The sequence below is a fragment of the Celeribacter sp. genome, assembly GCF_048270365.1.
Lineage (GTDB): Bacteria > Pseudomonadota > Alphaproteobacteria > Rhodobacterales > Rhodobacteraceae > Celeribacter.
Genome location: NZ_JBLWTA010000043.1, coordinates 1 through 15,577, shown reverse-complemented (window position 1 = coordinate 15,577; position 15,577 = coordinate 1). Strand labels below are relative to the sequence as shown.

At 56.3% G+C, this 15,577-nt stretch carries 14 protein-coding genes and 1 pseudogene; 12 read left to right on the top strand and 3 right to left on the bottom strand.

The window, feature by feature from the left end:
• Nucleotides 1-836: NAD(P)(+) transhydrogenase (Re/Si-specific) subunit beta (locus ACN0X0_RS21720; protein ID WP_417280942.1), on the top strand; the 836-nt coding region annotated here is incomplete at its 5' end.
• A 193-nt stretch (nucleotides 837-1,029) separates the two neighbouring features.
• Nucleotides 1,030-2,073, top strand: a complete 1,044-nt coding sequence (locus ACN0X0_RS21715) for an IS30 family transposase (protein ID WP_417280941.1) — start codon at nucleotides 1,030-1,032, stop codon at nucleotides 2,071-2,073.
• A 34-nt stretch (nucleotides 2,074-2,107) separates the two neighbouring features.
• Here the strand turns inward: ACN0X0_RS21715 and ACN0X0_RS21710 are convergent, their stop codons facing one another.
• Both ACN0X0_RS21710 and ACN0X0_RS21705 read right to left on the bottom strand, forming a co-directional pair.
• Entirely contained in the window at nucleotides 2,108-3,043 is a 936-nt protein-coding gene (locus tag ACN0X0_RS21710; RefSeq protein WP_417280940.1) for a glutaminase, read from the bottom strand.
• 83 nt (nucleotides 3,044-3,126) lie between these two features.
• Nucleotides 3,127-4,131, bottom strand: a complete 1,005-nt coding sequence (locus ACN0X0_RS21705) for a D-2-hydroxyacid dehydrogenase (RefSeq protein WP_417280939.1) — start codon at nucleotides 4,129-4,131, stop codon at nucleotides 3,127-3,129.
• Between the two features lie 267 nt (nucleotides 4,132-4,398).
• Between ACN0X0_RS21705 and ACN0X0_RS21700 the strand changes: the two genes are divergently transcribed.
• The 9 genes from ACN0X0_RS21700 (at nucleotide 4,399) to ACN0X0_RS21660 (ending at nucleotide 14,685) form a co-directional block, all read left to right on the top strand.
• The gene (locus ACN0X0_RS21700) at nucleotides 4,399-5,457 is read left to right on the top strand and encodes a LacI family DNA-binding transcriptional regulator (RefSeq protein WP_417280938.1); all 1,059 of its coding nucleotides are present in this window, start codon (nucleotides 4,399-4,401) and stop codon (nucleotides 5,455-5,457) included.
• A gap of 348 nt (nucleotides 5,458-5,805) precedes the next feature.
• Entirely contained in the window at nucleotides 5,806-7,059 is a 1,254-nt protein-coding gene (locus tag ACN0X0_RS21695; protein ID WP_417280937.1) for a M24 family metallopeptidase, read from the top strand.
• A 9-nt stretch (nucleotides 7,060-7,068) separates the two neighbouring features.
• Complete coding sequence (locus ACN0X0_RS21690; RefSeq protein ID WP_417280936.1) at nucleotides 7,069-8,157, top strand: ABC transporter ATP-binding protein; 1,089 nt, start codon at nucleotides 7,069-7,071, stop codon at nucleotides 8,155-8,157.
• Between the two features lie 36 nt (nucleotides 8,158-8,193).
• Nucleotides 8,194-9,225, top strand: coding sequence for a polyamine ABC transporter substrate-binding protein (locus ACN0X0_RS21685; protein ID WP_417280935.1), 1,032 nt, complete (start codon nucleotides 8,194-8,196; stop codon nucleotides 9,223-9,225).
• 47 nt (nucleotides 9,226-9,272) lie between these two features.
• Nucleotides 9,273-11,036: an ABC transporter permease subunit gene (locus tag ACN0X0_RS21680; protein ID WP_417280934.1), complete on the top strand. Its 1,764-nt coding sequence runs from the start codon at nucleotides 9,273-9,275 to the stop codon at nucleotides 11,034-11,036.
• A gap of 87 nt (nucleotides 11,037-11,123) precedes the next feature.
• On the top strand, nucleotides 11,124-12,293 hold the full coding sequence (locus ACN0X0_RS21675; protein ID WP_417280933.1) for a mandelate racemase/muconate lactonizing enzyme family protein: 1,170 nt from the start codon (nucleotides 11,124-11,126) through the stop codon (nucleotides 12,291-12,293).
• 174 nt (nucleotides 12,294-12,467) lie between these two features.
• Entirely contained in the window at nucleotides 12,468-13,877 is a 1,410-nt protein-coding gene (locus ACN0X0_RS21670; RefSeq protein ID WP_417280932.1) for a Glu/Leu/Phe/Val family dehydrogenase, read from the top strand.
• 320 nt (nucleotides 13,878-14,197) lie between these two features.
• Complete coding sequence (locus ACN0X0_RS21665; RefSeq protein WP_039983882.1) at nucleotides 14,198-14,407, top strand: helix-turn-helix domain-containing protein; 210 nt, start codon at nucleotides 14,198-14,200, stop codon at nucleotides 14,405-14,407.
• 77 nt (nucleotides 14,408-14,484) lie between these two features.
• Nucleotides 14,485-14,685: a hypothetical protein gene (locus ACN0X0_RS21660; protein WP_417280931.1), complete on the top strand. Its 201-nt coding sequence runs from the start codon at nucleotides 14,485-14,487 to the stop codon at nucleotides 14,683-14,685.
• Here the strand turns inward: ACN0X0_RS21660 and ACN0X0_RS21655 are convergent.
• Entirely contained in the window at nucleotides 14,679-15,257 is a 579-nt protein-coding gene (locus tag ACN0X0_RS21655; protein ID WP_417280930.1) for a hypothetical protein, read from the bottom strand. The genes ACN0X0_RS21660 and ACN0X0_RS21655 overlap by 7 nt on opposite strands.
• Nucleotides 15,258-15,389: 132 nt before the next feature.
• On the opposite strand from ACN0X0_RS21655, the pseudogene ACN0X0_RS21650 reads away from it, so the two are divergent.
• A pseudogene (locus tag ACN0X0_RS21650) lies at nucleotides 15,390-15,577 on the top strand (hypothetical protein); the annotation flags it as partial.

Below are 15,577 nucleotides of genomic sequence, written 5' to 3'. Positions count from 1 at the left end.
TCAACACCGGCGGTTTTGTCCCGCTGTTCATCATGACCCTGGCGGCGCTGTTCATCGGCTACCATTTGATCATGGGCATCGGCGGGGCCGATATGCCCGTCGTGGTCTCCATGCTCAACTCCTACTCGGGCTGGGCGGCGGCGGCCATCGGCTTCTCGCTTGGCAATGATCTCTTGATCGTGGTCGGCGCGCTTGTGGGCTCTTCCGGTGCGATCCTGTCCTACATCATGTGTAAGGCCATGAACCGGAGCTTCGTCTCCGTGATCCTCGGCGGCTTCGGCGGCACGGCAGGTCCGGCGATGGAGGTCGAAGGCGAGCAGGTGGCAATCGACGCCGACGGCGTGGCCACCGCCCTTAATGAGGCTGACTCCGTGATCATCGTTCCGGGCTACGGCATGGCGGTGGCGCAGGCGCAGGGTGCTGTGTCCGAGCTGACCAACAAGCTGCGCGCCAAGGGCAAAAACGTGCGCTTCGCCATTCACCCGGTTGCGGGTCGTTTGCCGGGCCACATGAACGTGCTCTTGGCCGAAGCCAAAGTGCCCTATGACATCGTGATGGAAATGGACGAGATCAACGAAGACTTCCCGGACACGGATGTGGTCATCGTCATCGGCTCCAACGACATCGTGAACCCGGCCGCCCAAGAAGATCCGAACTCCCCGATCGCCGGGATGCCGGTTCTCGAAGTGTGGAAAGCCAAGCAGGTGTTCGTGTCGAAACGCGGTCAGGGCACCGGCTATTCGGGCATCGAAAACCCGCTGTTCTACAAAGAAAACACCCGCATGTTCTATGGCGATGCCAAGGCGTCGGTCAGCAGCCTATTGACCAAACTTTAGACTGCAAAGGGACGGTGATTATCAAGCAGTGCGAACTTGGGTTTGAGCGAATTCACTAAGGTCGTCAGACTAAATGAGATCATTATTTTACATAATAAACCTTATGCGTACCATACATGTGCAGCGGTGCGCGCTACCTTGAAGTGCGACTCCCATTAGAAAACAGAGAGTTATCTAATGGAGAGACGATGTCATGGGCGCGGTTTACAATCAACTGAGCATGAAGGAACGGGTGCAGATCGAGCGCTGGAGGCTGGCGAAGGTCCCTGTTCGGGAGATGTCCCGCGTGTTGAAACGTTCCAAAGCCACAATCCACCGCGAGATTAAACGGAATTGGTTCAGCGATGAAAGCATGCCCGGTTTTGACGTCTACTACGGTGCTGCAGCGCATCAGGACGCCGCCAAGCGTCGTGCTCGGCAGCGAAAACTGGTCCGTCATCCCGAGCTGCGCCAGCATGTCGTTGACCGCATCAAACGCGGGTGGACCCCGGAACAGATAGGTAACCGCCTGCTCCACGACGGCGCCAGATTGCGCGTCTGCCAGGAAACGATCTATCGCTATATCTACTCGAAAGAAGGCATGGCGCAGGAGCTCTGGTGGTATCTCCCTGAGCACCGCAAGGCCCGCCGTCCGCGTCGTGCCCGCAAACGCCAGGCTCCGAAATTCGACCGCGATGTCAGCATCCTGTTCCGTCCGGATGATGTCGCCCACCGGCGCGAATTCGGGCATTGGGAAGGTGATTTGATGCTGTTCAAACAAGCGCTTGGGCAGACCAATGTCACCTCGCTGGTTGAGCGTGTCAGCCGCTTCACGGTGCTGCTGAAGAACGCCAACAAGCGGACGAAACCCGTGATGGGCAAGATCGTGAAGGCAGTTCGTGACTTGCCCCTCCAAGGCCGCCGCTCGATCACCTTCGACCGCGGCACGGAGTTCGTATCATGGCCGCATCTGCAGGCACAGCTTGGCACCCAGACGTGGTTCTGCGACCCGTCCTCACCGTGGCAGAAGGGCAGCGTCGAAAACACCAACCGGCGGGTGCGACGGTGGCTTCCGCGGCAGCGGGATGTCGCTGCAATGACCGAGCTCGAGTTGCGGCAACTGTGCGACCAGCTCAACAACACGCCCCGCAAATGCCTCGGATGGCGGACGCCGGCCGAGGTCTTCCGCGAAAAGATGGTGGAAGAGATGGGGCGCCAGCCCTACCCTCAAAAGCAATGGGAGTCGCACTTCAGGTAGCGCGCACACACGTAGCTGAAGAAATGGGAAATAACTATACGAATATGGACCACCCCATTCTGCGCGCCAATTTTTCAGCCGCAAGCGTTCCCAGAGCGGAATTACCTTGCTCGTTCAAACCAGGGGACCAAATGGCAATCGAGGCACGACCAGGAACAATCGCTAATATCCCTCCGCCCACGCCACTCTTTCCTGGCAACCCAACGCGATAGGCAAATTCTCCGGAGCCGTCATAGTGACCGCAGGTCATCATCAACGCGTTGATGCAGGCAATATTCTCGGCCGAAATGAGATTCGTTTCGGGAGTGCTCATAAGAAATCGCCCCGCACTCGCCAATTGAACGCAGGTCATCTCGATAGCGCACTGGTGAAAATATACCCCCAGAACGCGAGAAGGTTCATTTACGAGATTGTTCCGCGCCTTGAGCATGTGCGCCAATGCCAAATTTCTGTGGGCGCTGTTAGCTTCCGACTTTGCAACTAGCTCACTAATGTGAATGCTATTGTCGCCGGAAGCGGTTCGCAAGAACTGGAGTATCTCCGCAAGGACTTCCCGGGGCTCGCTGGTGGCGAGAATAGCATCTGTAACAACAATTGCACCTGCATTGACGAAAGGATTCCGCGGGCGGGCACCTTCCTGCTCTAGTTGGAGGATGGAGTTGAAAGCCAGCCCAGACGGTTCACGCCCTACACGCGCCCAAAGACCGTCACCCAATCGTCCCAGCGCCATTGCAAGCGTGATTACTTTGGAAATGCTTTGGATTGAAAACTGCGTTTGCGCATCGCCACTTGCGAACACTTCTCCCGACGACAATGCAACGGCAATCCCAAACTGACTTTTGTCTACACAGGCGAGTTCCGGGATAAAGTCGGCGACTCGACCACGCTCCGTTTCTCGCTCCATTGCTCTCGAAATCCCGTCAAGGACCTCTTGAAGGCCATGCAACTCGAGTGTTGGGGTCTTCGTCATCTTCTGCGCCTAAGGCCAAAAAAGTACCCAGCCCGATCCGTCCGAAAGCGACGACGTGCGTTTATCTCATTCATAATAGTCAATCAATAGCCGAACTGCCGATCCACCACGTTGCGCAGCGGACGACCGGTCTTTGCCCGCGTAAGGTTCTCCGACAGAATCTTTAGGCAGCGATCAACATATCCTTCAGGAGCATCCGCAGAAACGTGAGGGAAGATCATAAGGTTAGGGATGTCCCACAACTCTGAATTAGCGGGGAGCGGTTCCTCTTCGAAGACATCGAGAATAGCGCCAGAGAGGTGGCCGCTTTCGAGAGCGCGCCGGAGCGCCGAATGGTCAATGACACCACCGCGCGCAATATTGAGAACACTTGCACCCGCAGGTAATGCAGCAAGTTCACCAGCTCCCACTAGTCCGCAGGTCGCGGAAGTAAGCGGGCAAGCAAGAATCAACACGTCTGCGAAAGGCAAACACTCGTGAAAGTGGTCAGGTGTCATCATAAGTTCAACGGCGGCGACCGGTTTTCCACTTCGCCGTATACCAGTAATGTGGAAGCCCGCTGAATGCAGCCGCTCGGCAACAGCTCCGCCAAGGGCACCTACGCCGTATATCAAGACACGGCATCCAGCAGATGTGCTTCGCAAAACTCTGGACCACCGATGATGCCGTTGTTTCGTGGTGATTGCGGGCACATTTGCATGCAGCATTAGCGTGGCCATAAGCGCAAACTCACCGACCTTTTCAGCGTGAACGCCGCTCGCATTTGTAAACGCAACAGACGGATTCAGCCATTCAAAAGGAGCGTATTTTTCTACGCCGGCGCTCGTACATTGGATAATTTTGAGGCTCTTAGCTTCTGAAGAAATCAGCAAAGTGTCGAGCTTACCGGCAATCAGAATATCGGCGCGGCGCAAGCTCTCCATATTGCGCTCATCGGAGTAGCGACATGTCAGTTCCGCAGGACGGCAGAAAGAAGGGAGGTTGCGGAGAACGTCTTCGATAGTCACCTCGTATGAGGGATCATCGCCGCGAGTATTCTCAACGTAGATGTGCGGTGCGTGAAGCCAATCAGTTGAAACCGTGCCCATCGTTTTCTCTCTCCCCGCATCAACTTAAAGGATGAAATGCGGTCTAAAGCTTCGCAAACCATGGGTGTTCCTCACATGGCGATGAGTCACGCCCTGGCCACGACGAGAGAAGGCTCCGTACCGGCCAGGGCGGTGAAATTGGGCTTTCTTCTATGTACAATCGATTGTACTGTCAAGGCACTTGGCGAGAAGAGAGCGGTCCATATGCGGCCATCAAATGTTGAGCGCTTGGTGATCTAGGCGACAAACCAAAGGAACTAACTCGGTATGTCCAAATCGGCTGAGAAAAAATTGAAAGATGGACCAGGTCACAGACGACCGCCAACGATGGCCGAAATCGCGCGCAAAGCAGGGGTCGACGTCTCCACCGTCAGCCGCGCCTTGGCAGGAAGCCCACGCGTCGCCAAAGAGACTCGAGTTCTGATTGACAAAGTTGTGCGAGAGACAGGCTACCTCGTCAACGAAAGAGCTCGTGCCTTGAGAGACGGGCGGGCAAATCAGATACTTGTCATAAGCACGGACATTGCCGCGCCGTTTTATTCAGATGTTGTTCAGGGTATCGTCGGAACCCTTGCGGAGCGGGGTATCAGTGTCCTGCTGGGCATCACCCTCAATCAGGAAGAACGCGAGTCGCAGTTGGGCAAGCAACTCTTGACAGGCATGGTAGATGGCATTATCACCCTGACTGGTAACATCCCTAAATCATTAGAGAAAATAACTGATTTCAATCGCAAAATTGTTTCTATCTCGCGACCGATCGACCGTGACGACATCACGAGCGTAACTATCGACAACTACGCGGCCACCAAGGAGGTCATGTCGTATCTCCACGAGATGGGACACCGGCGGATTCTCTTCATTGGCGGCCCGAAATACTCCCAGACCTATCGTAACCGAAGCGCGGCCTACATGGATTTCATGCGAGACAACGACCTCGTCGAATTCATGAGCACGCGCGAAACCGACTCTTTCCGCGACGATGCCGAGTCGGGTTTCGGGATTATGAACTCCATACTTGATGGCGGCTCGAAACCTACGGCAGTGTTTTGCGTGACAGACGAACTTGCGATCGGCGCCATGGCCGCTGCGCGGAAGTCCGGTCTGACTATTCCTGATGATATGTCGTTTTTTGGATTTGACGACTTAAAGCTGACTTCGTTGATGTTCCCCCCGCTTTCGACGGTATCCGTGCCGCGCTTCGAAATGGGCCGCCGTGGTGCAGATGCTCTATTCAGCCAAGCCTACCAAGGCGCAAAAGCGTCGGACAAGATTGTTCTTGAGCATCACCTCGTCCTGAGAAACAGCGTGCTCCAAATGCAAAACTAACCTTCGCGCCGTCCAGCAGCACAGCCTATAAGATTGGCAACATGGTGGCAGTTGTGCGTGCACTGCTCTTGCGTTCGCGCGCCCCTAACGCGCGGCCACGGTCCGTCTCTCCGCACTTTACATTCCACCGCCGCCGCAACCCGACGAAACTCGGCAGCTGGACGGCTTGAGGACCACCCCGATTTGGCGTGCTGATGCTACGACATTTGCGTTGCCCGACGGAGTGCCGACAGGTTCGGCCTCCCGCCCCCACCCCTCTCAAGCGGCGACTTTCCCCAAATTCACCATTGACAGTCCAATCGTTTGTATTGTGTTATACAATCGATTGTACAAATGTGAGGCCCGAAATTGTCCTATACCCCACCCCACCCGAAAACGAACTTCGGCTCCGATGTTGACACCCGTCAGGCCAAAGGACCCACCAACCCAAGGCAGCCAAGTCGCTCCTCGACTGCGAGCAGTGGCCGCCACGAAAACGGGCATCGCGCCGATCAACTTCACAGAGTTGCCAAACTCGCTGAGGTCCTTCGCGCCCGCAACATCGATGCCGCGATAATCGATGCAGCCGAGCACATGCGGTATCTGTTTGGCTACTCGGCGAGCGCGGTCATGTATCAATGCTGCATTGTCACGGCCGACGGCAGCGCACATGCAATTATACGCGAGTTGGATGATGCGCTTTTCGAGTCGGCGTCCTGGGTTACGGAGCGCGCGACCTACGTCGATTGGGAAGATCCATTCGACCTTCTTATCTCCGAGATTCAGCGACTGGGGCTCGCAAGTGCCACAATCGCACAGGAACTGGACTCGAACTATTTAACCGTTCGAGACCAGCGCCGCCTCGCCGCAGCGCTCCCCGACGTACAGTTCGCCGACATTTCGGGTGTCATTCTCAAAATGCGTGCCCGCAAGTCCCCGGCGGAGATTGAGGAACATCGTCGCGCCGCCGCTATTGCCGACTTGGGTGTATCAGCAGTTCTCGACGCGATGGCAGAAGGCGTCAGCGAGGGTGAACTCGTCGCTGCTGGCTATGCTGCGGCGCTTGCAGGTGGTGCGGACAACAATGCGCCGCGTCTAGTCCTGCTCGGGATGGGGGTCACGACACAGCATATGCACGGCGGGGTCGGGAACCGGCGGCTTGAAGTGGGTCAACCCGTGCATATCGAACTTCTTCCGCAGTCCAACGGCTACTCAACACGAGTGATGCGCCCCGCCGTACTGGGGCCGCTACCCTCAAACCTTCAATCCAGTGTCGAGCAGCTTGCCGAGATACAGGATCGTCAGCTCTCGGCAATGCGCCCGGGGGTTCCCGCGAGGGAAATCGACCGTCTCGCCCGCGAGGAGTTGGTGAAAGTCGGCCTTCGTGACCGTTTCCCCCACAACACTGGTTATGGAATAGGCATCATAACCGGCCCTAAACTGGCGGACTTCGCGCACCTATTCACGCCAGCGGCAGAATGGGAACTGCAGCAGGGTATGGTGTTCCACATGTACCTGTCAGCGGCGGGAATACAGATCAGCGACACAATTTGTGTGACCGAAAATGGCATCGAAGTGCTCACACGCTTGCCACGCAAACTGCTGAACAAAAAAGATGTATAGGAGCCTTCGATGAACGACCTTCCTCTGCCCGCAGTCTCGTTCCAGGGGGTGACCCGCCGCTATGGTGCCGTGACCGCCGTCCGAGACGTCAACTTAGACATCGCCCCAGGCGAATTCTTTGCACTCCTTGGACCCAGCGGCTCCGGGAAGACGACGCTCCTGATGCTTCTTGCGGGCTTCGATCAACCAAGTGAAGGGCAAGTACTGATGTCGGGGACGCCTATTTCGGACTTCCCCCCGCATCGGCGACGCATCGGTGTCGTATTCCAGAATTATGCACTGTTCCCGCACATGACAGCGGCAGAAAACGTAGCGTACCCTTTGAAGATGCGTGGAATGCCTCGCGATGAGCGAGACAAGCGTGTCCATGCCGCTCTCGGTATCGTGTCTCTTTCTGATCGAGGTGCGTCCTACCCTTCCCAGCTTTCGGGTGGCCAGCAGCAGCGCGTCGCGCTGGCGCGTGCGCTGGTTTTTGGGCCGGATGTCCTCTTGATGGACGAACCTCTTGGCGCTCTAGATCGTCGTCTGCGTGATCAAATGCAGATCGAACTCAAACGTATCCAGCACGAATTGGGCGTTACCGTCATTTACGTCACCCACGACCAATCTGAAGCAATGGCAATGGCAGATCGGGTGGGCATCATGTCGGGTGGAGAACTCCTGCAGGTCGCCGATCCCGAGACGATCTATGCCTCTCCAGCCAATCACTTTGTCGCACGTTTCATCGGCGAGTGTTCCATCCTGCGGGTCGCTTCGTTTGATGGTGGGAAAGGCTATGAAATTTCTGGCGCCCGCCAGTTGCTGCCGACCCCATCTACGGTTCCGTTCGATATCGTTGTTCGGCCCGAGAATGTCGTCCTGCGCTCGGCGGCGAACCCTACACCTATGGATCAATTTTGTGTTTCCGCGACCATCCGCGAGTCCACCTACCTCGGATCAGGTTGGCGTGTATCAATTGAACTCGAAGATGGGCAATCGCTTTTGGCAAACGTGCCGCGCCGTCACGAACTGGCCGGCAACCTGTCTGATGGCCTGAAAGTCAGCGCGACTTGGGAGCCCACTTCCGTCGCGATTTTGCCAACCGAAGCTTCCACCTGAAACCAACCAACCAACCAACCAACAAGGAGATAATAAATGAAATCGCTAAGTTTCAAGAATAGCGTCGTGGCCGCAGTTCTGGCGACGTCAACCCTGATCGCCGGTTCCACGTCCGCAGTTCATGCCCAGGATCTTGTCGTCGCCTCATACGGTGGGTCGTTCCAGGATGCGCAGACGGCCGCGATCTTTGAGCCCTATGCAGCAGCTTCAGGCATCAAAGTAACCGGCACAACCGGCACCGGATACGCCAAGGTAAAAGCTATGGTCGAAAGCGGCAACGTGATCTGGGATGTCATTTCGGCAGATGGCGCTGCCTATGAAGCCGAGGTGATGGATGGCTTGCTCGAGCCGATTGACTACTCCGTTGTGCAAGCCGACGGCATTCCTCAAGACCTGCGCAAAGAATATGGCGTCGGCTACATCAAGTTCTCCCAGAACCTTGCGTGGAACAAAGATAAGTTTCCAGACGGGTTGACCCCGGCACAATTCTTCGACCCCGAAGTTAAAGCGCGTCGCGTCATGTTGGGGCTGCCCTATTACAATCTCGAGTTTGCCCTTATGGCCGATGGTGTTGCAGCAGAGGATCTCTATCCGCTGGATGTCGACCGCGGACTTTCTGTCATTGACCGCATCAAGGATCAACTCGTTGGCTTCAAGTCGTCTTCCGACATTCAGGCCTTCATTCAACAAGGTGAGGTCGATGTTGCACTAGGTCCGAATGGTCGGCTCATCAACGCGATCGAGGCCGGCGCTAACTGGGCGTATGGCTGGAATGGATCGGTTGTAGCGGTCGAATACTGGTCGGTCGTTAAGGGCGCGCCGAATGCTAGCGAAGCCATGAAATTCATCAACTTCGCTGTTCAGCCGGAACAACAGGCGGAACTTACGCGGCAAATTCCCTACGGACCAACCAATATCGAAGCGCTTGATCTGTTGGAGCCGTCTCTGGCCGAAACACTGCCGAGCTATCCTGCCAATGCCGCGCTTGGTGCAGTTCTCGATTCCAAGTGGTGGAATGAAAACCTCGAGACTGTAAAGCAGCGGTGGGACGAATACGTCCTTCAATAACAACGAAAACACAAACAACAGAGAATACAGGCAATGGGAGAACGAAGGTGACTCGTATTCAAGAAATGATTGATTGGCGAAAGGTTTCCCTGCTCGCCCCCGTGACGATCTTGCTGCTTGTCGCGTTCGTCCTTCCGTTGCTCTATATTGTACCAGAGGCGTTCAGCGGAGATGCTTTCCAACGATTTCTGCGGATATTTCAAAGTCCGGTCTATACCAAGATAATCTGGACAACTGTACGGATCAGCCTTGAGGCTACCGCCATTACGTTGATCGTATCGTTTCCGCTCGCGTGGCTTCTTAGTCGATCAAAAGGTGCGAGTGCGCTCATTTTGGGTCTCATCGTGCTCGTGCCATTTCTAACCAGCGTTCTTGTTCGAACCTTTGCTTGGCTTGCCATTTTAGGTCAGAAAGGCCTTGTAAACGCGACACTCTTAGGCTTGGGGTTCATTTCCGAACCTTTACCGCTCTTGTTCAGTGAAAAGGCCGTCGTGCTGGCGTTGGTCCACTCTGCAATTCCAATGATGGTCTTTGCCCTTTTTAGCGTATTGCGTCGCATTGACGGCCGCATTCTTTTGGCGGCGCACACATTGGGCGCGAATCCCGCAAGGGCCTGGTTCGGAATGGTCGTGCCGCTAGCAATCCGAGGGATACAATCTGGCGTGATTATCGTCTTTCTATTCACAATGGCGACTTTCATAGCGCCAGCATTTCTGGGTAACCAACGTCAGCAAATGTTGGCACAGGTTATTCAATCGGAAATTGAGACCGGCGCTAATTGGGCGCTAGCAGCAGCACTGGGCATTACACTAGCTGCGGTCGCCACAATTGTTGTCATTGGTCTATCTTTTTTCCTTGGGATGTTCTCTCGCTGGCAGAACCCCGGAGAAGCGACGCAGAGCGAGACCAAACATATCTCGTCGACAGTCGATCGTTCGCTGCTGCGGAACCCGGTAAAACGCTCTGAACCACGGTTTAACATGTCGAGGCCTTGGCGCGTGGTGGCGAAGTATGCTGCACCAACCTACATCGTACTAATTTCCGCTTTTCTCCTACTGCCTCTTCTTGTGCTTTTTCCCGTTGCGTTCAGTTCTGCGGAGGTCCTCGTCTTCCCACCCCCGGGTTACTCCCTTCGCTGGTTCGAGGAAATCCTGAACAGCCCTGAATGGATTGAAGCGGCGTGGACAAGTTTGCAGATAGGGGCCGCTACCAGTGTTCTTACTCTCGCACTTGCAACCCTGACAGTGCTTGGGTTTGGCCACAATTTTCGCTTTCGGAATACAGCAGAGGCTTTAATGCTGTCCCCGATGACGGTGCCAGCCGTAGTATTCGCTCTCGGTGCCTACCTGAGCTTTTCAAGAGTGGGACTAGTCGACACCAAAACGGGGATCATCTTGGCGCACACAGTTCTGGTGTTTCCCGTCATATATCTTGTTGCATCAGCGACCTTTAGTTCCATCGACCCAGGGCTGGCGAAGGCTGCCGCTAGCCTCGGCGCAAATCCTTTCCGCGTGTTTAAAACCATCACCTTCCCGCTACTCCTGCCCGGGCTTTCGGTGGGCGCGTTGCTTGCGATGCTCCACTCATTCGACGAATCCATTGCCTCGATTTTTCTCAGTAATTTGTCTGTCAAAACGCTGCCTAGAAAACTTTGGGAAGGTATCCGGTTTAACACCAGCCCAGAGTCAGCCGCTGTCTCTGCAATGCTTCTCACCGCTACGTGCTTGGTAATCCTACTTGGCATCATGGTCATCGTCAGGCGCCAAAAACGCTCATCGCTGGCATTCCAGACGGATTCCGACTCCGCCTGAACTCTCCGTGCCATTGCACTAAAACCCCAAACCCCTCGCGTTTGAGGGTTCCCCGCGACTTCGTGAACAAGAAAAAGGACACTAAATATGCAAATCATCGAAAATATGAGGGTCTTCGACATCCGCGGGGGCGGCATGCACCCCGTCATAGTCGAACTGACTACAAAGGATGGTATTGTCGGTTATGGCGAGGCGGCCGTAGCATATGGGCTCGGCGCGAAGGCTGCCGCTGGAATGCTGGCCGATCTTGCTCCAAGTGTTATCGGTGCCGATGCAACTTATCCGCGGGCCGTTTGGCACGAAATCTACGATAACTCTTTCTGGACCAAGGGAGGTGGCGCAATCGTTTTCGCTGCACTCTCCGCTATTGACCAAGCCCTGTGGGATATCAAAGGCAAGTCTCTGGGGATTCCGGTTTATGAGCTGTTTGGCGCAAAGTTCGACACTGAGATCGAGGTCTATGCCAATGGTTGGAGTGCGTCTCACAACGATGTCGAAGGATGGGCCAGGTCGGCTGAACGCCCGCTTGCCGACGGATATCGGCTTCTAAAGTGCTATCCACTTGCCCATGAGGTAAACGGAGTAAGTCTGCGCCACGTCCAACGCCGACAATTGAGCGACGAAGCCTTTCAACGGGCTGTCGGCCGAGTGCGGATGCTACGCAAGGTAGTCGGACCGGACATCGGTATCATGCTCGATCTTTCGGGCGGTCTGAACAATGATCAACTCATTCGGTTCATGGATGTTTGCGAAGAACTCGATCTGATCTGGGTGGAAGAGCCTTTTGATCCGTTCGATCTTAAGAATATGCAAGTCCAGGCAGGTAGGTGGTCAGTGCCCATTGCCGCAGGCGAACGCGCCTACACACGACACGGTTTTCGCAACCTCCTCGAAACCGGTGGGGTCGACATCGTGATGCCGGATGTCGGAAACTGCGGTGGGATCTTTGAGTTCGTTCAGATCGCAGCAATGGCGGAAACTTACAACGCGCGCGTTTCTGCTCACAACTGCGCCAGTTCCCTTCTGACAGCCGCCTCGATACAGGTCGCAACGGCATCTGCGATGGTAATGCCATTGGAGATCTATCCATATTTCTCCGAAAACAACTCCTACGTTCAGGTGCTCGAAAATCCACCGGAAAAATCCATACGCGATGGGAAACTGACGGTTTCAACATCACCTGGATTAGGGGCGGATGTGGACTTGGCCGCCATCAGCCAGTTCCTCACCTTCGACTTCCTTAGAGACCTCGGCTAGCAGCCCGCACCGTTCTCCAGGCAGGGACTTCTCTTTTTTCTGCCTGGATTGCGGCTGTTAGAAACCCATACCGAGTGGTGATCTGGCAATGTCTTCAATAGTTGGCCTGCGCCAATTGGCTGGGTAGCCTACACCTACTTCCTTTTACCTTACTCATCTGACGGAACTTAATAGATGCCCTCCGGCCATTCCTTCCTCAATGACGTCAACCAGATGTTCTCCGACGCGGCGCAGCTGATGTCGATGGAGGAGGGACTGGCCAACAAGATCAACGTCTGCAATGCCTCCTATATCACCCGCTTCGGCGTGCGACTGCGGGGTAAGATGCACACCTTCGAGGGCTGGCGCTCGGTCCATTCCAATCACCCCAGCCCCGCCAAGGGCGGTATCCGCTATGCACCCTATGCCGACCTTGATGAAGTCGAGGCGCTTGCGGCCCTCATGACCTACAAATGCGCGCTAATGGATATCCCCTTCGGCGGCTCCAAGGGCGCGCTTAAGATAGACCCCACCGAATGGGAACCCCATGAGTTGGAGCGGATCACCCGTCGCTTCGCCCAAGAACTCGCGCGGCACGACTTCCTCAGCCCCAGCCAAAACGTCCCCGCCCCCGATGTGGGCACCAGCGAGAAGACGATGATCTGGATCGCCGACGAATACCGCCGCATGAAGCCGACCGACATCAACGCCTCCGCCTGCGTAACCGGAAAGCCGCTGGCCATGGGCGGCATTGAGGGGCGCGTCGAGGCGACGGGGCGCGGTGTGCAATACGCCCTGCAGGAGTTCTTCCGTCATCCACAGGATCTGGCACGGACGGACCTGTCCGAGGGACTTGCGGGACGCTCGGTCGTCGTTCAAGGGCTCGGGAATGTCGGCTATCACGCCGCCAAATTCCTCAGTGCTGAGGATGGGTGCCGCATCGTCGCGGTGGCTGAGCGCGATGGCGTCATCCGCAATCCCGACGGTTTCGATATCGAGGCGCTGAAGGCGCATGTATTGGCCACGGGTGGTATCGCGGGCTTTGCCGACGGCACCTTTGACCGAGACTGGACAACGGCTTTGACAGATCCCTGCGACATCCTGATCCCTGCCGCGCTTGAAAGCGTCATCACCGAGGAAAACGCCCCCGACATCCAAGCCCGCCTGATCGTCGAAGCGGCCAATGGGCCGATAACCTACGCCGCCAACACGATCTTGCGCGACCGGGGCATCGTGATCATTCCCGATCTTTTCGCCAATGCAGGCGGCGTCACGGTGAGCTATTTTGAATGGGTCAAGAACCTCACCCATATCCCGTTCGGATTGATGGAGCGCCGTCGAGACGAACGCGGCCACCGCATGCTGACCCAATCGATCGAGACCATGACAGGCCGCGCTTTTCCTGCCGATACCGCGCTCGAACTCACCACCGCCGCGCGCGAGATTGACCTCGTCCGCTCCGGCCTCGACGACAAAATGCGCTCCGCTTACGCCGAGATGTCGGCGCTTTGGAACAGCGACCCGGCGATCCCGGATTTGCGCACCGCCGCCTACACCATCGCCCTCCGACGACTCACCGAAGTCTACAAAGCGCTTGGGATTTGAAAGAAGCGCGTAAGATCTCGGGGATGGCAACGTTAAGGAATGCCCAATTTAAACACGCACTATTTACAGATTTCGATCGCCCTTTTTACCTCCCTGGGGGGGGCGACCGACTGGCGGCACCGGTATTGCCGGTGCCGCCCTTTTCCGAAAGAACGATTGAACGGCCCAGAATGTTTGCGAGACGGATCATCCCGTGACCTGCGTTTCGGCAGGCCTCCCATTCCGGCGATCTCGCGCCGCTCAAGCATTTCTTCTCTGCATCTCCGAATGTAATATATATCGCGTGGCGATATTTCGCGCATCGTGTCCGTCTCAACGGCATGAATTTGCGAGACCGTGTAGCACTGAACATCCAGGAATTGAGACGCGCCCGCGGCCTCAGCCAGGAGGAGCTTGCTCATCGGGCCGACGTAAGCCGCGGCCATATGGGCAAGGTGGAAAACGCCAAGTTCGCCGCCTCCCTCGACCTTCTCGAACGCATCGCCAAAGCGCTCAATGTCGATCCCGAAGAGCTTTTTGCCAAACGCTAGTCCGCTTCCTGAGGCTTTGATCCGGCCCCCCCCAAAAAAGACAAGAACGGCAAGAACTGTACGAGTGACGCGGATTAATGGCGAAGAGAAAGACAGGCTGGCCCTTCCAGGAGGGGTTTCTGAACGATGGTACGCAGGAGATCCACCTGTTCACCGATTACCGTTGGAATGATGGCTCGGTGAGCCGCCGCTGGCATGTCGATCCGGAAAACTTTGATGCAGGCCTTGCCGACCTGCGCCCGTTCTCACTGAAGACATCGGACGGTCCAGATCAGTAGGAGAACCATTCCGAGTGGCCCATGTTGCCCTCGTAATCGCCGTATTCGACCATGATGCTGCGGGAATAGAAGTGCCAAAGGCCACCATTGGTCGGGTAGGCAATCTCCTGCCCGCTTTCCGAGACGAATGTCGCGGGCCAGGGGGTGTGGGATCCGTAGACCCGCTGGATGTAGCGGCAGGTCCGGTTCTCGCGATCGCAGGAGCGGATCGACCAGTCCCACTGACGCGGCTCGTCGCGCGGCTCGTAGGAGCGCCCGGTGAACCAGATCACATGGGTTCGGTTCAGCCATTCGTATTCCGGCAGGTTGGTGTCAAGTTCGCCTTCCCCGCCGGGTCCACCTAGCTCGACCGGCACATGGGCGAAGGAGCAGACCCCGAAGGGCGGCAGGCTTGGCAAGGGCGTGATGCGGCGAATCATGGTGCGATAGGCGCGGGCGCAGACCGCACTCGGGGGGAATCCACCGGCCATGCAAAGCATGATGGCACAGTCGATGTCATAGGCCTGCGCCCTCTCCGGGGCGCAAAAAACATTCATCACCGCCATCGCCACTGCCACCGCCTGTCGTTTCATATCACTCTCCCGCAAAAGTTGCGGCAACTATCGTGCAATATGTATTTTTCTGCAATATGTCGTATTGACTCCATATGTCTTTATGGCCTTAGTGTCGTGAAGTAGAAGGGCTCTCAACGGGAGAGTCCGAACATGCCGATAGCGCGCAACCAGATCCTGATCACCATCGACGGTGTCAAAGACCTGTCCGAAAAGGGCATCGCGTTCCGCTGCCGGTATGAACTCGTGGGGTTCACGGACGATGGCAAGCCGCGCTACCAGTGCATCTACCTGCGCGAGGGCGAGCCGGAAGCCATTCTGGTCTCGACCCGGATCACCCC

Coding starts and splice junctions, on each gene's coding strand:
- ACN0X0_RS21655 (WP_417280930.1), bottom strand. CDS start 15,257: ATGAAACGACAGGCGGTGGCAGTGGCGATGGCGGTGATGAATGTTTTT.
- ACN0X0_RS21690 (WP_417280936.1), top strand. CDS start 7,069: ATGAACGACCTTCCTCTGCCCGCAGTCTCGTTCCAGGGGGTGACCCGC.
- ACN0X0_RS21660 (WP_417280931.1), top strand. CDS start 14,485: ATGGCGAAGAGAAAGACAGGCTGGCCCTTCCAGGAGGGGTTTCTGAAC.
- ACN0X0_RS21705 (WP_417280939.1), bottom strand. CDS start 4,131: ATGGGCACGGTTTCAACTGATTGGCTTCACGCACCGCACATCTACGTT.
- ACN0X0_RS21670 (WP_417280932.1), top strand. CDS start 12,468: ATGCCCTCCGGCCATTCCTTCCTCAATGACGTCAACCAGATGTTCTCC.
- ACN0X0_RS21710 (WP_417280940.1), bottom strand. CDS start 3,043: ATGACGAAGACCCCAACACTCGAGTTGCATGGCCTTCAAGAGGTCCTT.
- ACN0X0_RS21715 (WP_417280941.1), top strand. CDS start 1,030: ATGGGCGCGGTTTACAATCAACTGAGCATGAAGGAACGGGTGCAGATC.
- ACN0X0_RS21675 (WP_417280933.1), top strand. CDS start 11,124: ATGCAAATCATCGAAAATATGAGGGTCTTCGACATCCGCGGGGGCGGC.
- ACN0X0_RS21685 (WP_417280935.1), top strand. CDS start 8,194: ATGAAATCGCTAAGTTTCAAGAATAGCGTCGTGGCCGCAGTTCTGGCG.
- ACN0X0_RS21700 (WP_417280938.1), top strand. CDS start 4,399: ATGTCCAAATCGGCTGAGAAAAAATTGAAAGATGGACCAGGTCACAGA.
- ACN0X0_RS21665 (WP_039983882.1), top strand. CDS start 14,198: ATGAATTTGCGAGACCGTGTAGCACTGAACATCCAGGAATTGAGACGC.